15 protein-coding genes and 1 pseudogene are annotated in these 15,791 nt (G+C 72.4%); 13 read left to right on the top strand and 3 right to left on the bottom strand.

Translation table 11 applies throughout. The features are described from left to right. Positions 1-150 precede the first annotated feature (150 nt). From RM445_RS25660 to mobF, 9 genes and pseudogenes are all read left to right on the top strand, one after another. Positions 151-414 (top strand): annotated as a pseudogene (locus RM445_RS25660) (WhiB family transcriptional regulator); the annotation flags it as partial. Then, on the top strand, positions 388-816 hold the full coding sequence (locus tag RM445_RS25655; protein ID WP_311559469.1) for a helix-turn-helix domain-containing protein: 429 nt from the start codon (positions 388-390) through the stop codon (positions 814-816). The pseudogene RM445_RS25660 and the gene RM445_RS25655, both read left to right, overlap by 27 nt. A gap of 102 nt (positions 817-918) precedes the next feature. Further along, the gene (locus tag RM445_RS25650) at positions 919-1,437 is read left to right on the top strand and encodes a hypothetical protein (protein WP_311559420.1); all 519 of its coding nucleotides are present in this window, start codon (positions 919-921) and stop codon (positions 1,435-1,437) included. Next, entirely contained in the window at positions 1,434-3,302 is a 1,869-nt protein-coding gene (locus RM445_RS25645) for a type IV secretory system conjugative DNA transfer family protein (RefSeq protein ID WP_311559419.1), read from the top strand. The genes RM445_RS25650 and RM445_RS25645 overlap by 4 nt, the downstream gene beginning before the upstream one ends. Next, on the top strand, positions 3,302-3,676 hold the full coding sequence (locus RM445_RS25640; RefSeq protein ID WP_311559418.1) for a hypothetical protein: 375 nt from the start codon (positions 3,302-3,304) through the stop codon (positions 3,674-3,676). Before RM445_RS25645 ends, RM445_RS25640 begins: the two co-directional genes overlap by 1 nt. Beyond that, positions 3,673-4,386: a hypothetical protein gene (locus tag RM445_RS25635; RefSeq protein ID WP_311559417.1), complete on the top strand. Its 714-nt coding sequence runs from the start codon at positions 3,673-3,675 to the stop codon at positions 4,384-4,386. The genes RM445_RS25640 and RM445_RS25635 overlap by 4 nt, the downstream gene beginning before the upstream one ends. After that, the gene (locus tag RM445_RS25630) at positions 4,383-4,913 is read left to right on the top strand and encodes a hypothetical protein (protein ID WP_311559416.1); all 531 of its coding nucleotides are present in this window, start codon (positions 4,383-4,385) and stop codon (positions 4,911-4,913) included. Before RM445_RS25635 ends, RM445_RS25630 begins: the two co-directional genes overlap by 4 nt. 92 nt (positions 4,914-5,005) lie before the next feature. Beyond that, positions 5,006-5,872, top strand: coding sequence for a hypothetical protein (locus RM445_RS25625; RefSeq protein ID WP_311559415.1), 867 nt, complete (start codon positions 5,006-5,008; stop codon positions 5,870-5,872). Between the two features lie 271 nt (positions 5,873-6,143). After that, entirely contained in the window at positions 6,144-10,565 is a 4,422-nt protein-coding gene (gene mobF / locus RM445_RS25620; protein ID WP_311559414.1) for a MobF family relaxase, read from the top strand. A 15-nt stretch (positions 10,566-10,580) separates the two neighbouring features. Here mobF and RM445_RS25615 read toward each other — a convergent pair whose 3' ends face one another. Further along, a complete protein-coding gene (locus tag RM445_RS25615; protein WP_311559413.1) occupies positions 10,581-10,997 on the bottom strand; it encodes a hypothetical protein in 417 nt (138 codons plus the stop codon). A gap of 275 nt (positions 10,998-11,272) precedes the next feature. On the opposite strand from RM445_RS25615, the gene RM445_RS25610 reads away from it, so the two are divergent. Both RM445_RS25610 and RM445_RS25605 read left to right on the top strand, forming a co-directional pair. Beyond that, positions 11,273-11,605, top strand: a complete 333-nt coding sequence (locus RM445_RS25610; RefSeq protein ID WP_311559412.1) for a hypothetical protein — start codon at positions 11,273-11,275, stop codon at positions 11,603-11,605. Between the two features lie 55 nt (positions 11,606-11,660). Continuing rightward, the gene (locus tag RM445_RS25605) at positions 11,661-12,122 is read left to right on the top strand and encodes a GNAT family N-acetyltransferase (RefSeq protein WP_311559411.1); all 462 of its coding nucleotides are present in this window, start codon (positions 11,661-11,663) and stop codon (positions 12,120-12,122) included. A gap of 80 nt (positions 12,123-12,202) precedes the next feature. On the opposite strand, the gene RM445_RS25600 is transcribed toward RM445_RS25605, so the two are convergent. Beyond that, positions 12,203-12,472: a hypothetical protein gene (locus RM445_RS25600; RefSeq protein WP_311559409.1), complete on the bottom strand. Its 270-nt coding sequence runs from the start codon at positions 12,470-12,472 to the stop codon at positions 12,203-12,205. A gap of 430 nt (positions 12,473-12,902) precedes the next feature. Then, the gene (locus RM445_RS25595; RefSeq protein WP_311559408.1) at positions 12,903-13,403 is read right to left on the bottom strand and encodes a hypothetical protein; all 501 of its coding nucleotides are present in this window, start codon (positions 13,401-13,403) and stop codon (positions 12,903-12,905) included. Between the two features lie 625 nt (positions 13,404-14,028). On the opposite strand from RM445_RS25595, the gene RM445_RS25590 reads away from it, so the two are divergent. Together RM445_RS25590 and RM445_RS25585 are read left to right on the top strand one after the other, a co-directional pair. Beyond that, positions 14,029-14,382, top strand: a complete 354-nt coding sequence (locus tag RM445_RS25590) for a histone-like nucleoid-structuring protein Lsr2 (protein WP_311559407.1) — start codon at positions 14,029-14,031, stop codon at positions 14,380-14,382. 94 nt (positions 14,383-14,476) lie between these two features. Beyond that, positions 14,477-14,860, top strand: coding sequence for a hypothetical protein (locus RM445_RS25585; protein WP_311559406.1), 384 nt, complete (start codon positions 14,477-14,479; stop codon positions 14,858-14,860). The last annotated feature ends 931 nt before the right edge of the window (positions 14,861-15,791 follow it).

Raw genomic sequence — 15,791 nt, 5'->3', positions numbered from 1 at the left:
GAGCCTCGCCGGCCGTGCCTTCACGCCGTGCGGCGGCGGGGGTGAAGCGTCCCGCCGCCCCTGCGGGCCGGGCCGACCCACTCGAACCCAGGTCGCGCCAGGACCAGCACGACAACAACAAGCAGCACTAACGAAGAGGAGGAGTTAAGCATGACAGCGGAGTACGCAAGCGAGCCGCCGCGGGGCCGGGCGGGCCCGCGCCGGGGGTGGCGGGCGCGGGCGGCGTGCCGGGGTGTGGATCCGGAGTTGTTCTTCCCCGCTGCGGAGCGCGGCCCGGTCCGGGCGGTGCAGGTGGCCGCGGCGAAGGCGGTGTGCGCGGGCTGCCCGGTGCGGGCGGAGTGCCTGGCCGAGGCGCTGACCCGGATCCCGTACGGGATCGCCGGCGGCCTGACCGAGAACGAACGCCGCCGTCTGCGCACCCACAACACCTCTATCCGGCCGACGGCCGAGCGGGACGGGCTACCAGCGGAGGCGGCCGAAGCGCTGGCCGACGGGCCGGGCCGCGGCTGGACGGGCCGGCAGCGGTCCGCGGTCGGCCGGGTCCTGCTGGCCGCGGGCTGCCCGACTCCGCAGGTGGCTCAGGCGTGCGGGGTCAGCGAGCGCACCGTCCACCGCTGGGTCGCCACCACCCGCACCGGCCGGCAGGACCCGGACAACCGGCCAGGTCTCCGCGATCACGCCAGCTGCCCCGGCTCGGGAACGGCGGGCAGGGGAGGCGGGGGAGGGGAGCGCGGCGGCCACCGAGCTCCCCTCCGGATCTTCACGGCACATCACGACCGGACAGGGACACGAGCACCGGAAGGACACCGAGACTAGATGAACACCCAGCACACACACGACCAGAGTCAGCCTGGGGAGCAGGACCTCCGGGCGGACGCAGTTGACGCGCCGAGGCCCGACGCAGCCACAGCGGCGCCAATGACGGCGTCGTCGCGGGACCTGCCGACCGGGCCGGAAGCGATCGCCCGCGGCGAGGCCGGGGTAGCGGCGTGGGAGGACGTGGTCCGGCTGCAGCGCTGGGCCGTCGCGGACCACGCCGACTTCTACGCCCTGGCCGGGCTCATGGTCGGCACCCTGTACGCGTTCGAGGACCTGACGGGGGTGCTGGAGCGGCAGGTCGCCGGCTACGACCAGGCGCAGCAGGCGCAGGGTTTTGAGTTGTATGACGACACCCGGCAGGTCGACCCGGCCGAGCGGCTGCAGGTCGCGGTCACCGCGCTGCAGCAGATGCACCGCTGCGTCGAGGCGGCGGCGGACTGGGCGAACCGGTTCTGGACGGCGATCGGCCACATCGGCACCGACGACACCAGCTCTCCCAGCCGCGGCGACCACCGCGACGACAGCGTGGCAGCTGCCGGACCGGTCACCGGGCCGTCCGCCGCTCTCGAGCGCAGCGCTGACAGCGCTGGCATTACCGGGGTCGGGGGTGCGCGGTGAGCACGTCGACGGTGGCGATCCTGGCGGTGCTGGTCGGCGCGGCGATGCTGGCGTGGCGCCGCGGGTCGTGGGCGATGACGACCGTGCTCGGGCTGGTCGCGACGCTGCCCGCGGTCACCCTTGCCAAGGCGCTGCCGTGGCCGATCCTCGTGGTGGCCGCCGTGTTGGTGGCGGTGTGGGGGTGGCATCGCTGGAGCCGGAGCGCCTCGACGGTGTCGCGGTGGGGGTCGCGGGTCCGCCGCAAGTCCGGGGTCGCCTCCACCCTGGACATCGCCCGCATCGGATCGGCGGTGGCGGTGAAGCGCCGCGCCCGGATCGTCCGCCCGTCGCTGGCTGATTTGTCGCGGTGGGAGTGGTGGCGGCTGCCCGCGGTCGAGGTGGGGGTGCGGTTGTGCCGGGTCGGGCTGCTGTCGGTGTGGTCGTCGATCGAGGACGTCACCGTCGTGTTCGGCGGCCCCCGCACCGGCAAGACCCAGTGGCTGGCCGGGCGGGTCCTCGACGCCCCCGGCGCCGTCCTGGTCACCAGCACCCGGACGGATCTGCTCGAGCTGTGCGCTCCGCTGCGGCAGGCGCGGGGGCCGGTGTTCGTGTTCAACGCGGTCGGTCTGGCCGATGTGGCGTCGACGGTGACGTTCGACCCGCTGACCGGCTGCGCGGATGCGGTGGTGGCGATCGAGCGGGCCACCGACATGCTCGCCGCCACCACCCGCAGCGCCAGCCGGGGCGGTAGTGGCGATCGGGAGTTCTGGGACGCCCAGGCCCGGCGGGTTTTGGCCGCGCTGCTGCACGCCGCGGCATTGGGCGGACGGCACATGCGCGACGTGCAGGGCTGGGTGGCCGACCCGGAACGGGCCCAGCGCGAGGTGCCGGTGCTGCTGCGGCTGGCGGCGGATCCGGCGTTCGAGCAGGACGCGCTGCAGTTCGTGCAGACAAATGAACGGACCCGCACCTCCATCACCTCGACGATCATGCCCGCTCTCGGCTGGCTCACCAGCCCGGCCGCGGCGGCCGCAGCCGAGCGCATGACCTGGGACAGCTGGCAGGGCGGCGAGCTAGGGGAGGGATTCGACGTGGCCCGGCTCCTCGAGCTGCGGGCCACGGTGTTCCTGCTCGGCGCCGAGGAGACACAGGCCGCCCCCCTCGTCTGCGCGCTGACCGGCCATATCGCGCGGGAGGCCCGACGGCTGGCCGCTTTGCAGCCGGGTGGCCGGCTGGACCCGAACCTGACCTTGGTGCTGGATGAGGCCGCGCTCGTCAGCCCGGTGCCGCTGGACTCGTGGACGGCGGATATGGGCGGGCGCGGGGTGACGATCCTGGCCGCGTTCCAGTCGAGGGCGCAGGTGCTGGCTCGGTGGGGGGAGCACGCGGCGGCGACGATTCTGAACAACACCTCTGCGGTGATGGTGTTCGGCGGCACCCGGGATCGCGACGATCTGCAGTTCTGGTCCACCCTGACCGGGGACCGCGACGAGCCTGTCACCTCGCATGATCTGCATGGGCGGGGTGCGACGCGGACGGTGCGGAAGGTGCCGGTGTTGGCGCCGGCGCAGATCGCGAACCTCCCGGCCGGGAAGGTTCTGGTCATCCGCCGCGGCCTGGCCCCAGTGGTCGGGCGGGTGCAGCCGGCGTGGCGGCGCCGCGACGTCCGCACCCACCAGCACGCTGCCGTGCTCGCCGCCCGGGCGGCCGAGGCGGCGGCGCTCGACGCCGCCGCGACAGAGCCTTCGCCGGTGGGGGTGCCGGTGCCAGGGGAGGACGGGTGGGAGATCCCCGCCGACTGGTTCGCCGACACCGCCCTGCCCGCCCCGGATCCCAATGGTGACGACCCGGCTGGCGGCGACGGTGAGGTCGGGGGGCGGATCTGATGAGTGCCGTCCCATGCGGTGGAGAGAAGGCGGTCCGGCCGCCGTGGTTGATCGACCGCGACCTCGACGCGATCGCCGCCTACCTCGATCCGTGGATCCTCGCGGCCGAACCCGGCCACGACTTGGCGACGACGGCGGTGCCGGTGCTCGGCACCCCGGAGTGGGTCGCCGCGGACGATGCGACTCGGAGTGCGTCGGTGGCGCTGTATGTGCTGGCGTGCTTGGCCGAGCGGGAGCCGGTGGTGATCGCCGCCCGGCTGGCCGCCGAGATCGCGGCCGAGCGCACCGCCTATCTGGTCACATCACGGCAGGCCTCCCACGCCATCAGCGGCGCCCTCAACGAAACTCGCCACCGCTGGCGAGGCCCCCGATGACGCCGAACGTTCCCCCCGTCCCCGGCTGCGGAGACAGCGCAGGCAACGAGCCGGAAGCACCCGGGGCGGTAGCGGGCCTCGCGCGGGAGGTCGACACCCTGCGCCGCACCCTGGACCCGCTGCTCGCCCTGCCCGCCCGAGTCGACGACCTGACCCGGCTGGCCACCGATCTGACCACCGCGGTCGCCGCGCTCACCGCCCGACGCACCGCAGCCCCGTGTCCATCGTGGCTGCTCGCCCCGGACGATCCGGACCTCGCTGTTCGGGTGCTCGAGGAGCTCACCGGCTGGCTGGCCGCGATCTACCTGCGCTACCCGGACGGGGCGGATCATCTGCCGGAGTGCTGGTGCTGGCACCCCGACGTGGTCGAGGAACTGCTGTGGTTGATGCACGCCTGGGCCGCCGCCTACCAAGGCCCCTCCGCGGCGGTCGCGCTGGTGGGGGACTGGCACGACCGGCAACGCCCCGGTGTCGTCCGCCGCATCCGGCAGAGCGCGGGGTCGTGCTCGTTCGAGAACCACCAAACCCGGGCCGGCTGGACCCGGCGCCCCTCGGCCGCTCCGACCGTCCCCGGCGTCGACCAACTACGGGCTATCGCCGACTGGTGGGGCGCTCACCGTGACCAGCCCGCCCCCGAACCCGCCACCCGACCCGCCCCGCACGGCTCCGGCGGGAACGGGGCACGCCACAGCGGAAGGACGGCATCATGACCGGTCAGCACAGCGACGGGCCGGCGCCCGGCGACGACGACCGCGGGGGTGCATTCCCGAACTGCCTGCGCGACCTGCCGCCAGATGTCGAGGCGCGGATCGTCGACGCCAGCTGGGCGGTGGCTGCCCGCGACTGCGCCATCGAAGCCGGCGACCGACAGGCCGCCGCCATGTTCGCCGCCCAGGCCCGCACCGCTATCGCCACCGCGGAGACGGCCGGGATCACTCGGCTCGAGCTGGCCACCGAGCTGGACTACCCCGGCGGGCACACCGCGATGGACGGCCCGCACATCGACCACGAGATCGCCGCAATGCCCCCGCACGGGACGCCCAACCCGCTGGTCCGCGAAGACCGGTCAAGCGCACGGGCGACGTCAGCGACCGGGCTGCCGGCCGCGGCCGCCGCGCTCACCGAGGACGAGGCCGTCGACACCACTCGCCGCGACCAGCTCAGCCGCTGGCATGAGGACGACCACAACAGCGCCGACGTCGAGCCGGGCCGCGCCGATGGCGACGGCTGGTCGTGATGGCCGTCGGCAACGCGGCCGGGTCCTCTCCGGCCCCACCCTCGCCCGGTTCGCGGTGGGTACGCGCCGCGATCTGGCTACCCGGTCTGGCCGTGGCCCTCGGTCCCGCGGCCGCGACCGCGCACGGCCTGTTCGAGGTCGCCGTCGCCGCCCAGGTCCCGTCCGGGATCGCCTGGCTCTACCCGCTGATGACCGACGGGCTTGCCCTGGTTGCCTATACGGCGACCGCCCGGCTTGCCGGCTCCGCCCGCCGCTACGCCTGGACGGTGGTCGTCCTCGCCGCCGGCTTGTCCGGGCTCGCGCAGGCTTCCTATCTCGCCAGCGGTGCCACCCTCCACGCGCCTCCAGGTTTGCGGTTCGGCGTCGGCGCCTGGCCCGCCGTCGCCGCGGCCGTCGTCGCGCACCTGCTCTACCTCCTCGCCGCCGAACCACCGACGCACACCGCGGACGACACCGACCCGTCCGAGGAAGTCGGGAACGACGCCTCTCGCTCCGGCGGAGCGACGTCGCCGGACACAGACGGTGACCTCTTCGACCGGCTGTCGGCGGCCGCGACGGCGGCGCGTACAGCTGTACAACCCGGTGTTCAACCCGGGCTGAACACTTCGGCCGCCGTACAACCGAGCCCGTACAACCCTCTCCGGTCCGAGCCGGTCGACCCGCTCCCGAGCACTCCAGAGTCAGCGTCTGACCCGGTTGCGGACGGACCGGTTGAACACTTCGCCCAGCCTGTTGAACAGCCGTTGACCGCCGCGGCCGATCCGGCGCCGCGGGACCGGGCGCGGGCGGCCGCGGTGCGGCACGCCGGGCGTCACGGCTCCCTGCCCACGGTGACCGAGCTTGAGGCGCTCGCCGCGGTGTCTCGCGGCACCGCCGCAGCGGCCCTCAAGGCCCTCCGAGCGCACCCCGCGCCGCTGCACCTGGTCCACGACACCCCCGACCAGAGGACCCAGCCATGAGCCACACCAGCCCGACCGATGACAACGCGAGCACTGACCACAGCACCGAGCCGAGCATCACGAGCAGAACCACCAACACGACCGAGCACTACTCCAGAAGCACCAACACGAGCGAAGAACCAAGAACAAGAGCCACAAGATCAAAGGACTCACACCGTTGCATCACGATCCGAGGGTGGGGGCCGCCCTTCGGGCGGCTGGACGCGCCGCCGCGCGTGGGCGGTCCCGCTGTTGATCTCCACAAGATCGTTTCGACGGCGGGGTGGTCGCCGTGGTGTTGAGGATCACCCGTGGCTACAGCCCGGAGTACCTGCTCAAGGAGGTCGCGACCGGGCGGGAGAACTACTACACGGGCGCGGTCGCCGCCGGCGAGCCGCCGGGGCGGTGGTGGGGCGCCGGCGCCGAGCAGTTGGGGCTGCGCGGGCTGGTCGACGCGCAGGACATGCGGGCGGTGTACGAGCGGTTCCTCGACCCGCGCGCGGAGGGGTTCAAGGACCCGCAGCGGTGGGACGAGGTCACGACCCTCGGCCACACCGGCCGCAAGTACCTGTCCGAGGACGAGTTGTACGCAGCCGCGGTTGAACGGGAACCGTACGCCACGCCTGAACGCCGGGTTGAACTCCGTACCGAGGCGGGGAAGGCGGCGCGGCACAACGTGGCGTTCTTCGACGTCACGTTCAACGTCCAGAAGTCGGTGACGCTGCTGCACACCGCGTTCGAGGCCCAGGAGGTCGCCGCCCGCACCGCGGGCGACGAGGAGACCGCTGTTGCGTGGGCGCAGTTCCGCCAGGCCGTGGAGGACGCGATCTGGGCGGGCAACAACGCCGGCCTGACCTACCTCGCCGAGCACGCCGGCTACACCCGCGTCGGACACCACGGCGGCGCCGACGGTCGCTATGCCGACGCCCACGACTGGGTCGTGGCGTCGTTCTTCCAGCACGACTCCCGTAACCACGACCCGCACCTGCACATCCACAACGGCCTGCTCAACCGTGTCCAGGGCCCGGACGGACAGTGGCGCACCCTCGACGGGCGCAGCCTGTACCGATGGCGCCCCGCTGCGGCGGCGGTCGCCGAGCGCACGACCGCGGAGCGGCTCACCCCCGCAATCGGGGTGCTGCTCGCGACGCGCCCGGACGGCAAGGCCCGCGAGGTTGTCGGCGTCGCCCAGGAGGCAATGGACCTGATTTCCAGCCGCCGCCGGACGCTCACCGCGAAGGCCGAGGAGCTGGTCGCCGCGTTCGAGACCCGGTACGGCCGCGCCCCGAACGGGTTGCAACGCGAACGACTGATGCAGCAGGCCACGTTGCTGACCCGCTGCGCGAAGTCGCACACCGGGGAGACCCGCGAGGAGCTGCTCGACCGGATCGACGCGCGGATCCGCGCCGACATCAATGGCGGCCTGGCCGGCGTCGCGCAGATGGCGCTGGCCGCCCGCGGGGACGGCCCGACCGTGCAGGAATGGTCCCCGCGGGCGGTGATCGAGCTGGCGCTCGCGCAGGTGCAGCAGCGCAAGTCCGGGTGGACCCGCGCCGACCTGGCCGCGGAGATCAACGCGGCGCTCCCGGACTACCTCGGGCTGCCCGACGGTGCCGACGTCGCCCGGCTGCTCGACACGCTCACCGACGAGGCCATCGCCTGCGTCCGGTCGCTGGACCATGCCCGCCCCGGCGATGCGCTGCTGCCGGCCGAGCTGCGGCTGAACAACGACGATTCCGCCTACGTCAGCCCCGGTTCGACGCTGTACGCGACCGACGACCACATCCATACCGAACGGGTGTTGGTCGCCGCGACTGCTGGCGGGGGCGCGGCGGCGCTGCCGCACCCGGTCGCGGCCCGGTTCCTCGACGGCCTGCGCAGCGCAGGGATCGAGCTGGGCGTCGACCAAGCCGCCGCTGTCCGCGGGGTGCTCACCTCCGGTGCCCGCGTCGAGTCCCTGGTTGGGCCGGCCGGGACCGGCAAGTCGTTCGTCGTCGGCGCCATCGCCCGCGGCTGGACCCACCCCGGCGGCGATCCCGCCCCGGACGGATCACCCCCCGGCGGGGTGCCGCGGCGGGTGTTCGGGTTGGCCACCTCCCAGATCGCGACCAAGGTCCTCACCGAGGAGGGCCTGACCGCCCGCAACGTCACCCGCTGGCTCGCCACCCAGGACCGGCTCGCCGCCGGCCCCGGCGCCGGGCTCCCGCAGCCGATCGAGGGGGACGAGGCGTGGCGGCTGCACGCCGGAGACCTCGTCGTGGTCGACGAATCCGCCATGACCGACACCACCGCCCTCGCCCAGATCCACCGCTACGTCGACGCGGCAGGGGCGAAGCTGCTACTCGTCGGAGACCACAAGCAGTTGGCTGCGGTCGGCGCCGGCGGCGCCATGGACCTGCTCGCCGCCGCCGGGAACCGCTACGAGCTCACCGAAGCCCGCCGGTTCACCCACGACTGGGAACGGGCGGCGTCGCTGCGGCTGCGCGCCGGCGACACTGACGTGCTGCGCACCTACCACCAGCACGGTCGCCTGCTCGACGCCGGCACCCGCGAGCAGGCCGAGCAGTCCGCCGCCCGCGCCTGGCTCGGTGACATCCTCGCCGGGCGCCGATCGCTGCTGCTCGTCGACACCAACGACCAGGCCGCCCGCCTGTCCGCGCAGCTGCGCGCCGAGCTGGTCCGCCTCGGCCGGGTCGCCGACGACGGCATCCCGCTCGCCTCGCAGGGCACCGTGGCCGGGGTCGGCGACCTCGTCCAGGCCCGCTTCAACGGCTGGGACCTCGCCGGGGTCGACGGCAATCGGCGCGGCCCGATCAACCGCGAGACCTACCAGGTCACCAGCATCCGCGACGACGGCGGTCTCGACGTCGCCCCCGTCCTCGGCCCCCGCCCCGACGGAGCGGTGCCCGGACTGGGTGAGCGATTGGTGCTGCCCGCCTCCTATGTCGCCGGGCACCTCGCCCTGGCCTACGCCTCGACCGTGCACGCCGTCCAGGGGCAGACGGTCGACTCGTCGCACGCGGTGATCACCTCGGGGACGTCGCTAGCGGCCCTCTACGTCGGACTGTCTCGCGGCCGCGGCGCCAACACCGCCCACGTCGCCACCGTCTCGCAGGTGGACGACCCCGCGCAGGGCTCCGAGCGCCACCAGCTCCACCGCGACCCCGTTGCCGTGCTCGCCGGCCTGCTCAATACCGACGAACCCGTCGGCACGCGCTCCGCGCTGGCGATCGCCACCGAGTCCGCCGAGGAGGCCGGCAGCGTGCGGACCGCAGCCGAGCTACTCGCCGACGCCGCCCAGCTCGCCGCGACCGAACGGACCGCGGTGTGGCTCGACCAGCTCACCGCTACGGGCGTGCTCACCGCCGACCAGCGCGCCCGCCTCGCCGCCGAGGACGGCGCCCCCGCGCTGGCCCGGACGCTGCGCTGCGCGGAGCTGGCCGGCCACGACCCCCACCAGACCCTTGCCGACGCCGTCACCCACGGATCGCTGACCGGAGCGAAGAACCTCGCCCACGTGCTCTCCGCGCGCATCACCGACGGCGGCACCCGCCGCTTCGACCCCGTCGGCTCCACCTACGCCGAGTGGACGCCGCGCATCGACAACCCGGATTGGAACGACTACCTCACCGCACTCGCCGCCGCCGCCGACCACCGGGCCGCCGAGCTGGGCCGCGCCGCCGCCGCCGACGCACCCGGGTGGGCGGTCGAGGCCCTCGGCCCGGTGCCGGACGACCGGACCGAGCGCGACAGCTGGGAGGAGCGCGCCGGTGTCGTCGCGGCCTACCGGGAGCTGCGCGGCCACGACGACCCGGCCGAAGCCCTCGGTGCCGCGCCGAAGGCCGGGCAGGTCGAGCAGTACGCGGCCTACCGGGCCGCGTGGCGGGTGCTCGGCCGCCCGGAGGTCGACCAGGCCACCCACCAGCTGTCCGACGGCCAGCTCCGCATGCGCGTCCGCGGCTGGCAGCGCGAGCAGGCCTGGGGACCCCGCTACGTCGGCCACGAACTCGCCGACACCCACCAGGCCGCCGCCCACCACCGCCAGACCGCCGCCCTGCGACGCGCCGAGGCCGATACCGGGACCGACTGCGCTGAGCGCGTCCGGCTGCACCGGGAGGCGGCCGAGGCCGCGGCCCTGGCCGACGCACTCGACCACCGCGCTGCCCAGCTCCAGCAGCTCGACGACGCCCGCGCCGCCTGGCTCGCCCACACGGCCGGCACCCGCGCCGCCGCCGAGGACGCCGAAGCCCTGCTCGCCGAACGCCACGCCAACGACGCCGAACCCGAGCCCGTCGTCACCGCCGAGGAATGGCTCGCCGCCCACCGCGCCGCCGTCACCGCCGACGAGCACACCCGCGAGATCACCGCTGACGACGTCACGCACAACGGCGACCAGGACCGGGCGATGGTCGACCCAGCGGTGGGCGCCGACCCGACGGCCGCCGAACTGCGAGAGGTCGCGGTCGCCGAGCCGCGGCAGGCTGAGGAGGACGTCGTGCGCGTGCCCTCGGCCGACGAGGTGTCCGGCTCGGTCACCCGCGCGCGACGGTCTCTCGCCGAGATCGCTGCCCGCGACGAGGCCGACCAGCACGCCGCCGACCACGAGCGCTCCGCGCAACTCGGCCGTTGGCACGACGACGACCACACCGTCAACGAACAGGCGGCCGTCGACGAGAGCGTGCTCGAGTTCGACCCCAGCGAGCCGAGCCGGTGACCCGGACTCGGCGGCTCAGCGCGCGACGATCACGGCCATCGGCCGGGGACCCGCGCGCCGCCACGCCCACCTCAGCGTCGCCCGGATGCCCTCGCACCACCCGGGCCGGTGCTCGACAAGGTCCGGCCGGCGGACGTCGAGCTGCTCCGCCGCCAGGTACTCCGCCTCGATCAGCTCCTCGTAGGCCCGCACCCGCCGACGGGTCACCGGCGACGGCGCCAGCGTCCGCCGCCCCGTCCCGTCCTGCGCCATTGCACCGGCCAGCCACCGGCAGGTCACCGCGACGGCGGCCGGGTACCAGTCCGCGTCGGGAGAGCCGGTCTGCTCGTCGTTGAGGCGCTCCGCCTCGATCCACAGCGCGCCGAACTCCGCCCGCGGCACCCGGAGGTTGCCGACCGGGACGCGCGCGAGCAGCGACTCCGTCACCTCCATGCCCACAGGGTGACACCACAGACCGACGAATCACAGCACCCGAGCAGGTCACCGGGCCACCGGCGCCGCAATGAGTGGGTCTGCCCGCAGGGCCGGGCGGGTCGAGAAACGGCAGATGACCCGCCTGCGGCGGGGCCCGGTCGGCCCTCGGCGTACCACGGCCGGTCTCCCCGTCAAGGGCGCTCGCTGCGCTCGCGTCACTACGTGACGGCCACAAGCGGCCGCCCGTGACGGCGAGCCTCGCCGGCCGTGGCCAGACGTCGTACGGCGGCAGGGTGAAGCGTCCCGCCGCCCCGAGGGGCCGCCACCGGACCGACTACGTGCCAAAGGCCCGCCGCGAAGCCCAGCGCGTTGCCGGGTTCCTGCAGCATGCGCTGGGTGCCGGGCGGCCGGAGCTGGCCGGGCGGGTGCCGGTGCGGCCATTGGTGGTCATCGTCGACGGCCGGCTGATGGTGGACGCCTGGCCGTCGGGAGTGACGGTGGTGATGACCTCGACGTTGATCGAGGCATTGCGCGCCCTGCCGGCGGTGCTCGATACCGAGGCCGCGGCGGCGGTGTACGAGCTGGCCCGCCGCGACACCACCTGGAAGCCGCCCCGAACCCGCTGACGCATCCACCGCCGGGCAGAACACCGACCAGGAACGAGGGGGACGAGAGGAAGGGATGGTGCGACGACCGACGGACATGGACCGGACCGGGTGGGCGCTGGCCCGGTGGCGAACCCGAGCCCACGACGTCCGGTTCCTCTACCGGCCACCACCTTCTCCGGTGTGGAACCGACGGTTGACCGTCTGCGACACCGACTGGCTCGACGTCGCGGAGCTGGTGTGGCAGGTCTGCGACGACTGCCGCCGCGGACGGATCAACAAGATCAGCATCGCGGTGGAGTACCAGCGCCAAGGGCTCGGGCGCCGGCTGGTGCGCCGCGCTTGGCGCGACGGCCCCGATCAAACCTGGACCACCACCAGCCAGTCGCCTGAGGCGCAGCGGTTCTTCCCGGTCATCACCGCCGAGACCGGCGCGGCGTTCACCCCACACGGTGGCGGCTGCCCCCACTTCACCGCCGACAGCCAGTTGTCTGCGTCGGTGCCACGACCGCCGGCACGGCTCGACCTGGCACCCTAGCCGTTCCTCCCCGGTGTGGCGTCCTCCGCGGCCACGCCCGCTGGCTCGCCTGTTCGAGGGGCTTGGACGTAGCCGGTAGGTCAGCGGACGGGGTGCAGGTGCGCGCGGTGGGGCAGCTGCTCGCTGCCGTCATGCGCGTTGTCGATCTCACGCAGCACATGGCGGGCCAGCAGCATCCCGGGCGCCTCCAGGTTCCGTTCGTCGACAGGATCGTCATGGTCGGTCAGCGGGAGCGCGGCGAGCACGCGCAGGGTCGGCTGCTTCGTCACGGCGTCATAGACGGCGCCCGCGGCGGGGCCATTCCATCGGTTGTGGCGGTTGCCGCCCTCGCCCCGCTCGCGGCCCGCCACACCACCAGCCCCCGTCCAGCACCACCCACGCGACTGCAACATCACCGCTGACCGCGGGGTTGGGTGACCGCGGTCGCGGCCATCGGCGCCGTCGGCCCAGTCACCGCCACCGTGCGTGTGCCCACCGCCGACGGTAAGCACAGCACGGGTCGCTGTTCGTCGGTGGACTCGCCGTAGCCGCCGGGCCGAGCTAGGGGTGAGCGGCGTTATGGCGGTCGCGACTGGCTGATGACGCTCCCCCTCCGGTGGAGCGGTGGGCTGGAGGGTGCCCTGGAGGCTCAGGTCAGACCAGGTGAACAGGTCGCACCTGGGGACGTACTTGCTGCCGTCCTGGTGGAGATAGTTGGTGCTGATCTTGCCGTCGGGAGCCCAAGGCCGGCTGCTCTTCTCAGAGACAGCCGGCCTTGATGAGGCCTGAGCGCGGGTCTGGTTACCGGGTGGCTTGAGCGCCGTAGCCGGTGGTGTGATCGTGGTCGTCGTCGCCTTCGATGTCCTTGGCCAGGAGGAAGGACCCGATCGCCCAGACGGCCGCGCCGAGCACGGCGACGTACACACCGATCTGCGTCTGGAGGTCGTCGCCGCGCTCGAGGCCACCCATCGGGTTGAGCGCGAACGCGAGGCACTGGATGGTGGCGGCGATGCCGACGGCCATGGAGACCAGCGTGAGCCCGCGGTGCTGACCGCGGTGGGCGCGCTTGTTCGCGTAGGCCATGGCGGCCAGCAGGCCCAGACCCAGATAGGCGATGAAGGGCACCAGCGAGTCGGTCTCGTAGCCGGTGCGGGTGCTGGCGTCGCCGCTCGGGTCAACCCAGTTCAGGAAGGGGGCGATGTTGAACACGACGATCCCGGCGCCGGCAACGGCGAGGCCGGTGGTCGCGGCCCGCCGATGACTGTCGCGGTGCGTGGTGGCAGCGGGGTCTGACATGGTCATGAAGGAGTCCCTGGTGAGGAGGAGGTCGACGGCCGGGCTCGGCCGCCACGTCCGTGATGCCCAAGATCCTCACGGTTATGCGCAGTCAACATCAATTGCAACACCTAAGGATGACCAGGGCAGCGTTGGGAGGTGCGCATCGTCTGGTCAGGCTGGGTTCGGCAGCGGATCATGCGGGGCGATCCGCAACAGCTCGTCAAGCCCGGCCTCCCAGGGCCAGTTCTGGGGTAGGTGGAGCAGGAGCCGGCCGCGGAGCGGGCCAGTCCAGCCACCGCGCTTCCCGTTCGGCCAGGCTCAAGACCTTCAGGTACCCGTCAGCTGCACGTTGCTCGGCTCGGCCTTCCCGGGCCGTCTTGGCGGTCCGCCGGGTGCTGTAGAAGGCGTTGATGCCGGTCGATGCGGCCGCGACCCCTGCGACAATGACGCTGGTAACGGCAAGCACGTCCACGTCGCGAAGTGTTCCAGCGGCGACAAGCGGAGCCCCAGGTGGGTGACCGCACGGTTGCATCCGTCACCGAGCGCACTCTCTCAGCCACTTCTTGGCGGGAAAGTTGCGCTCTCTACCCATTGTCCTGACAATCAGCCGTGACTCCATCAACCCCCTCCAACATGGATGGAAGTGCACATGGCACAACAGACGACCGTGAGGTTCATCGACGACATCGACGGCTCAGAGGCGGTGGGCACGGTGACCTTCGCCCTCGACAACCGCTCTTACGAGATCGACCTGTCGGACGAGAACACCGACAAGCTTCACGACGCCCTGGCCCCCTTCATCGAACACGGTCGCAAGGCCGGCGGACGTTCGGGTGGGCGAGGCCGCACTCGGGGTCAGGCGCCGATGACCGAGACGCCCGCTCGCTCTAACCGCGAACAGACTCACGCGATCCGCGAGTGGGCTCGGCAGAACGGGCACCAGGTAAGCGACCGCGGGCGCATCCCGAAGTCGGTTATTGAGGCGTACCAGGCCGCCAACTGAGCCAGTAGGTAGCGGTGGGTGCCCGTCGTCCACCGCTACCTACCCGAGCCAGCCCCATACTGCGATCCCAAGGGTTGCTACGTACGGTCGAAACGTGCCGACCACGGTGAGCGTCTTCTCGAACGCCCAAGTCTCACCTGAGCAGATCGCATGGCTTCTGAACCAATTCGAGGCACTGCAGGGACCCTCCGGCCATGACTGGACCATCGACGTCGGCCCTGACGTCACGGACGTCGTCGGCGTAGCAGACGGCACCGACGACCTCCCTTCGATGCCGCGCCAGCTCCTCGACGAAGCAGCAGAGTGGCTCGGCGGCCCCCCGCAGTACCGACTTGCGATGAGGATCGGCGACTCACCTGGGTGCAGGGACCTGGCGTGGCGTATCGCCAACGAGTTCGCTCGGGGGTGGCCAGCTGTATGGCGCAATCACGACGGCACCGAGCCAGCTACCCCCCTCGGGACGTGGTGGAAAGGCTAGGTGATCAGAACCGCGCAGCGAAGAACCCCATGGCCACGATCACCCCGGGGCCCGACAAAGCCGCACAGCAGGAGGAACGCACGCTCCGATTCCTCGAGCCGGGTTGTCGCGTCAACCCGCCAGGTCCGCTACCAGCCATACACCGCAGACCAGTCCGAAGCCGAAGCCGACGAGCACGCCGACGGCTCCCAGCGTTACGGGATGCTGCGCGTCGCTGACGTACACGGCCACTTCTCGTCGAACCCGCTGGTCCGTTCCTACCGCATTCTGTATCCGCTGACAGCTACGTTCTCGCTGCTGAGGACAGCTGTGCGCACGCGATGTGTGCACCATTACACAGACGATGTCGGATCATCGGACCCCACCTCCCGCACTCGATACGGGGGGCAGCCTGATGGGCACGACCAGCGAGATCAATCACCCGGTTGACGTCGCGTGTCGAGCTACCGGTTCAGCAGGAGTTGGTCTCCCCGTCGCCACCTGTGACGACCTCGGCTGTCACCGACCTACACATTCTCAGGCGAGACTTTCAATCCGCGGGCTGAGAGTTTCTGGCTCTGGCACCATGCCTGCTGGTCTGGTGTGTCGAGGCGCCTTCCCCGCCACCGGTTCAGCGCGGACGACGGGACACTGCGGTTGGTCGGCTGCCTCACGGCCCATCTAATCGGCCTGCCGATGCTAGCGGTGGGCACCTCGCGGGACACCGATACCCCCGGCAAGCCTTTGGCTCAGGTGCGCATCGGCTCCACCTCGTTCATTTGGTCGGTGCCGGGAACAGTGCTGGTATAACCCCAACCGGCGCCAACCCGGCTTCCGCAGCTGATGTTGGTGCTGGACACGGAATCTGGGGTTTGACCTGCGGGAACGCCGAAAGCCGCCTGGACGGGCGTGTGTCCAGGCGGTGATGTTCCTGCTGGTCAGGACGTTGCCG

The organism is Pseudonocardia charpentierae (assembly GCF_031845345.1).
GTDB lineage: Bacteria > Actinomycetota > Actinomycetes > Mycobacteriales > Pseudonocardiaceae > Pseudonocardia > Pseudonocardia charpentierae.
The sequence above is the reverse complement of the archived record's forward strand: the minus strand, read 5'-3'. Positions and strand labels throughout refer to the sequence as shown.

Excerpts from the sequence above, each read along its gene's own strand:
- RM445_RS25650 (WP_311559420.1), top strand. The coding sequence starts at position 919 with ATGACGGCGTCGTCGCGGGACCTGCCGACCGGGCCGGAAGCGATCGCC.
- RM445_RS25605 (WP_311559411.1), top strand. The coding sequence starts at position 11,661 with ATGGTGCGACGACCGACGGACATGGACCGGACCGGGTGGGCGCTGGCC.
- RM445_RS25630 (WP_311559416.1), top strand. The coding sequence starts at position 4,383 with ATGACCGGTCAGCACAGCGACGGGCCGGCGCCCGGCGACGACGACCGC.
- RM445_RS25640 (WP_311559418.1), top strand. The coding sequence starts at position 3,302 with ATGAGTGCCGTCCCATGCGGTGGAGAGAAGGCGGTCCGGCCGCCGTGG.
- RM445_RS25595 (WP_311559408.1), bottom strand. The coding sequence starts at position 13,403 with ATGACCATGTCAGACCCCGCTGCCACCACGCACCGCGACAGTCATCGG.
- RM445_RS25635 (WP_311559417.1), top strand. The coding sequence starts at position 3,673 with ATGACGCCGAACGTTCCCCCCGTCCCCGGCTGCGGAGACAGCGCAGGC.
- RM445_RS25615 (WP_311559413.1), bottom strand. The coding sequence starts at position 10,997 with ATGGAGGTGACGGAGTCGCTGCTCGCGCGCGTCCCGGTCGGCAACCTC.
- RM445_RS25590 (WP_311559407.1), top strand. The coding sequence starts at position 14,029 with ATGGCACAACAGACGACCGTGAGGTTCATCGACGACATCGACGGCTCA.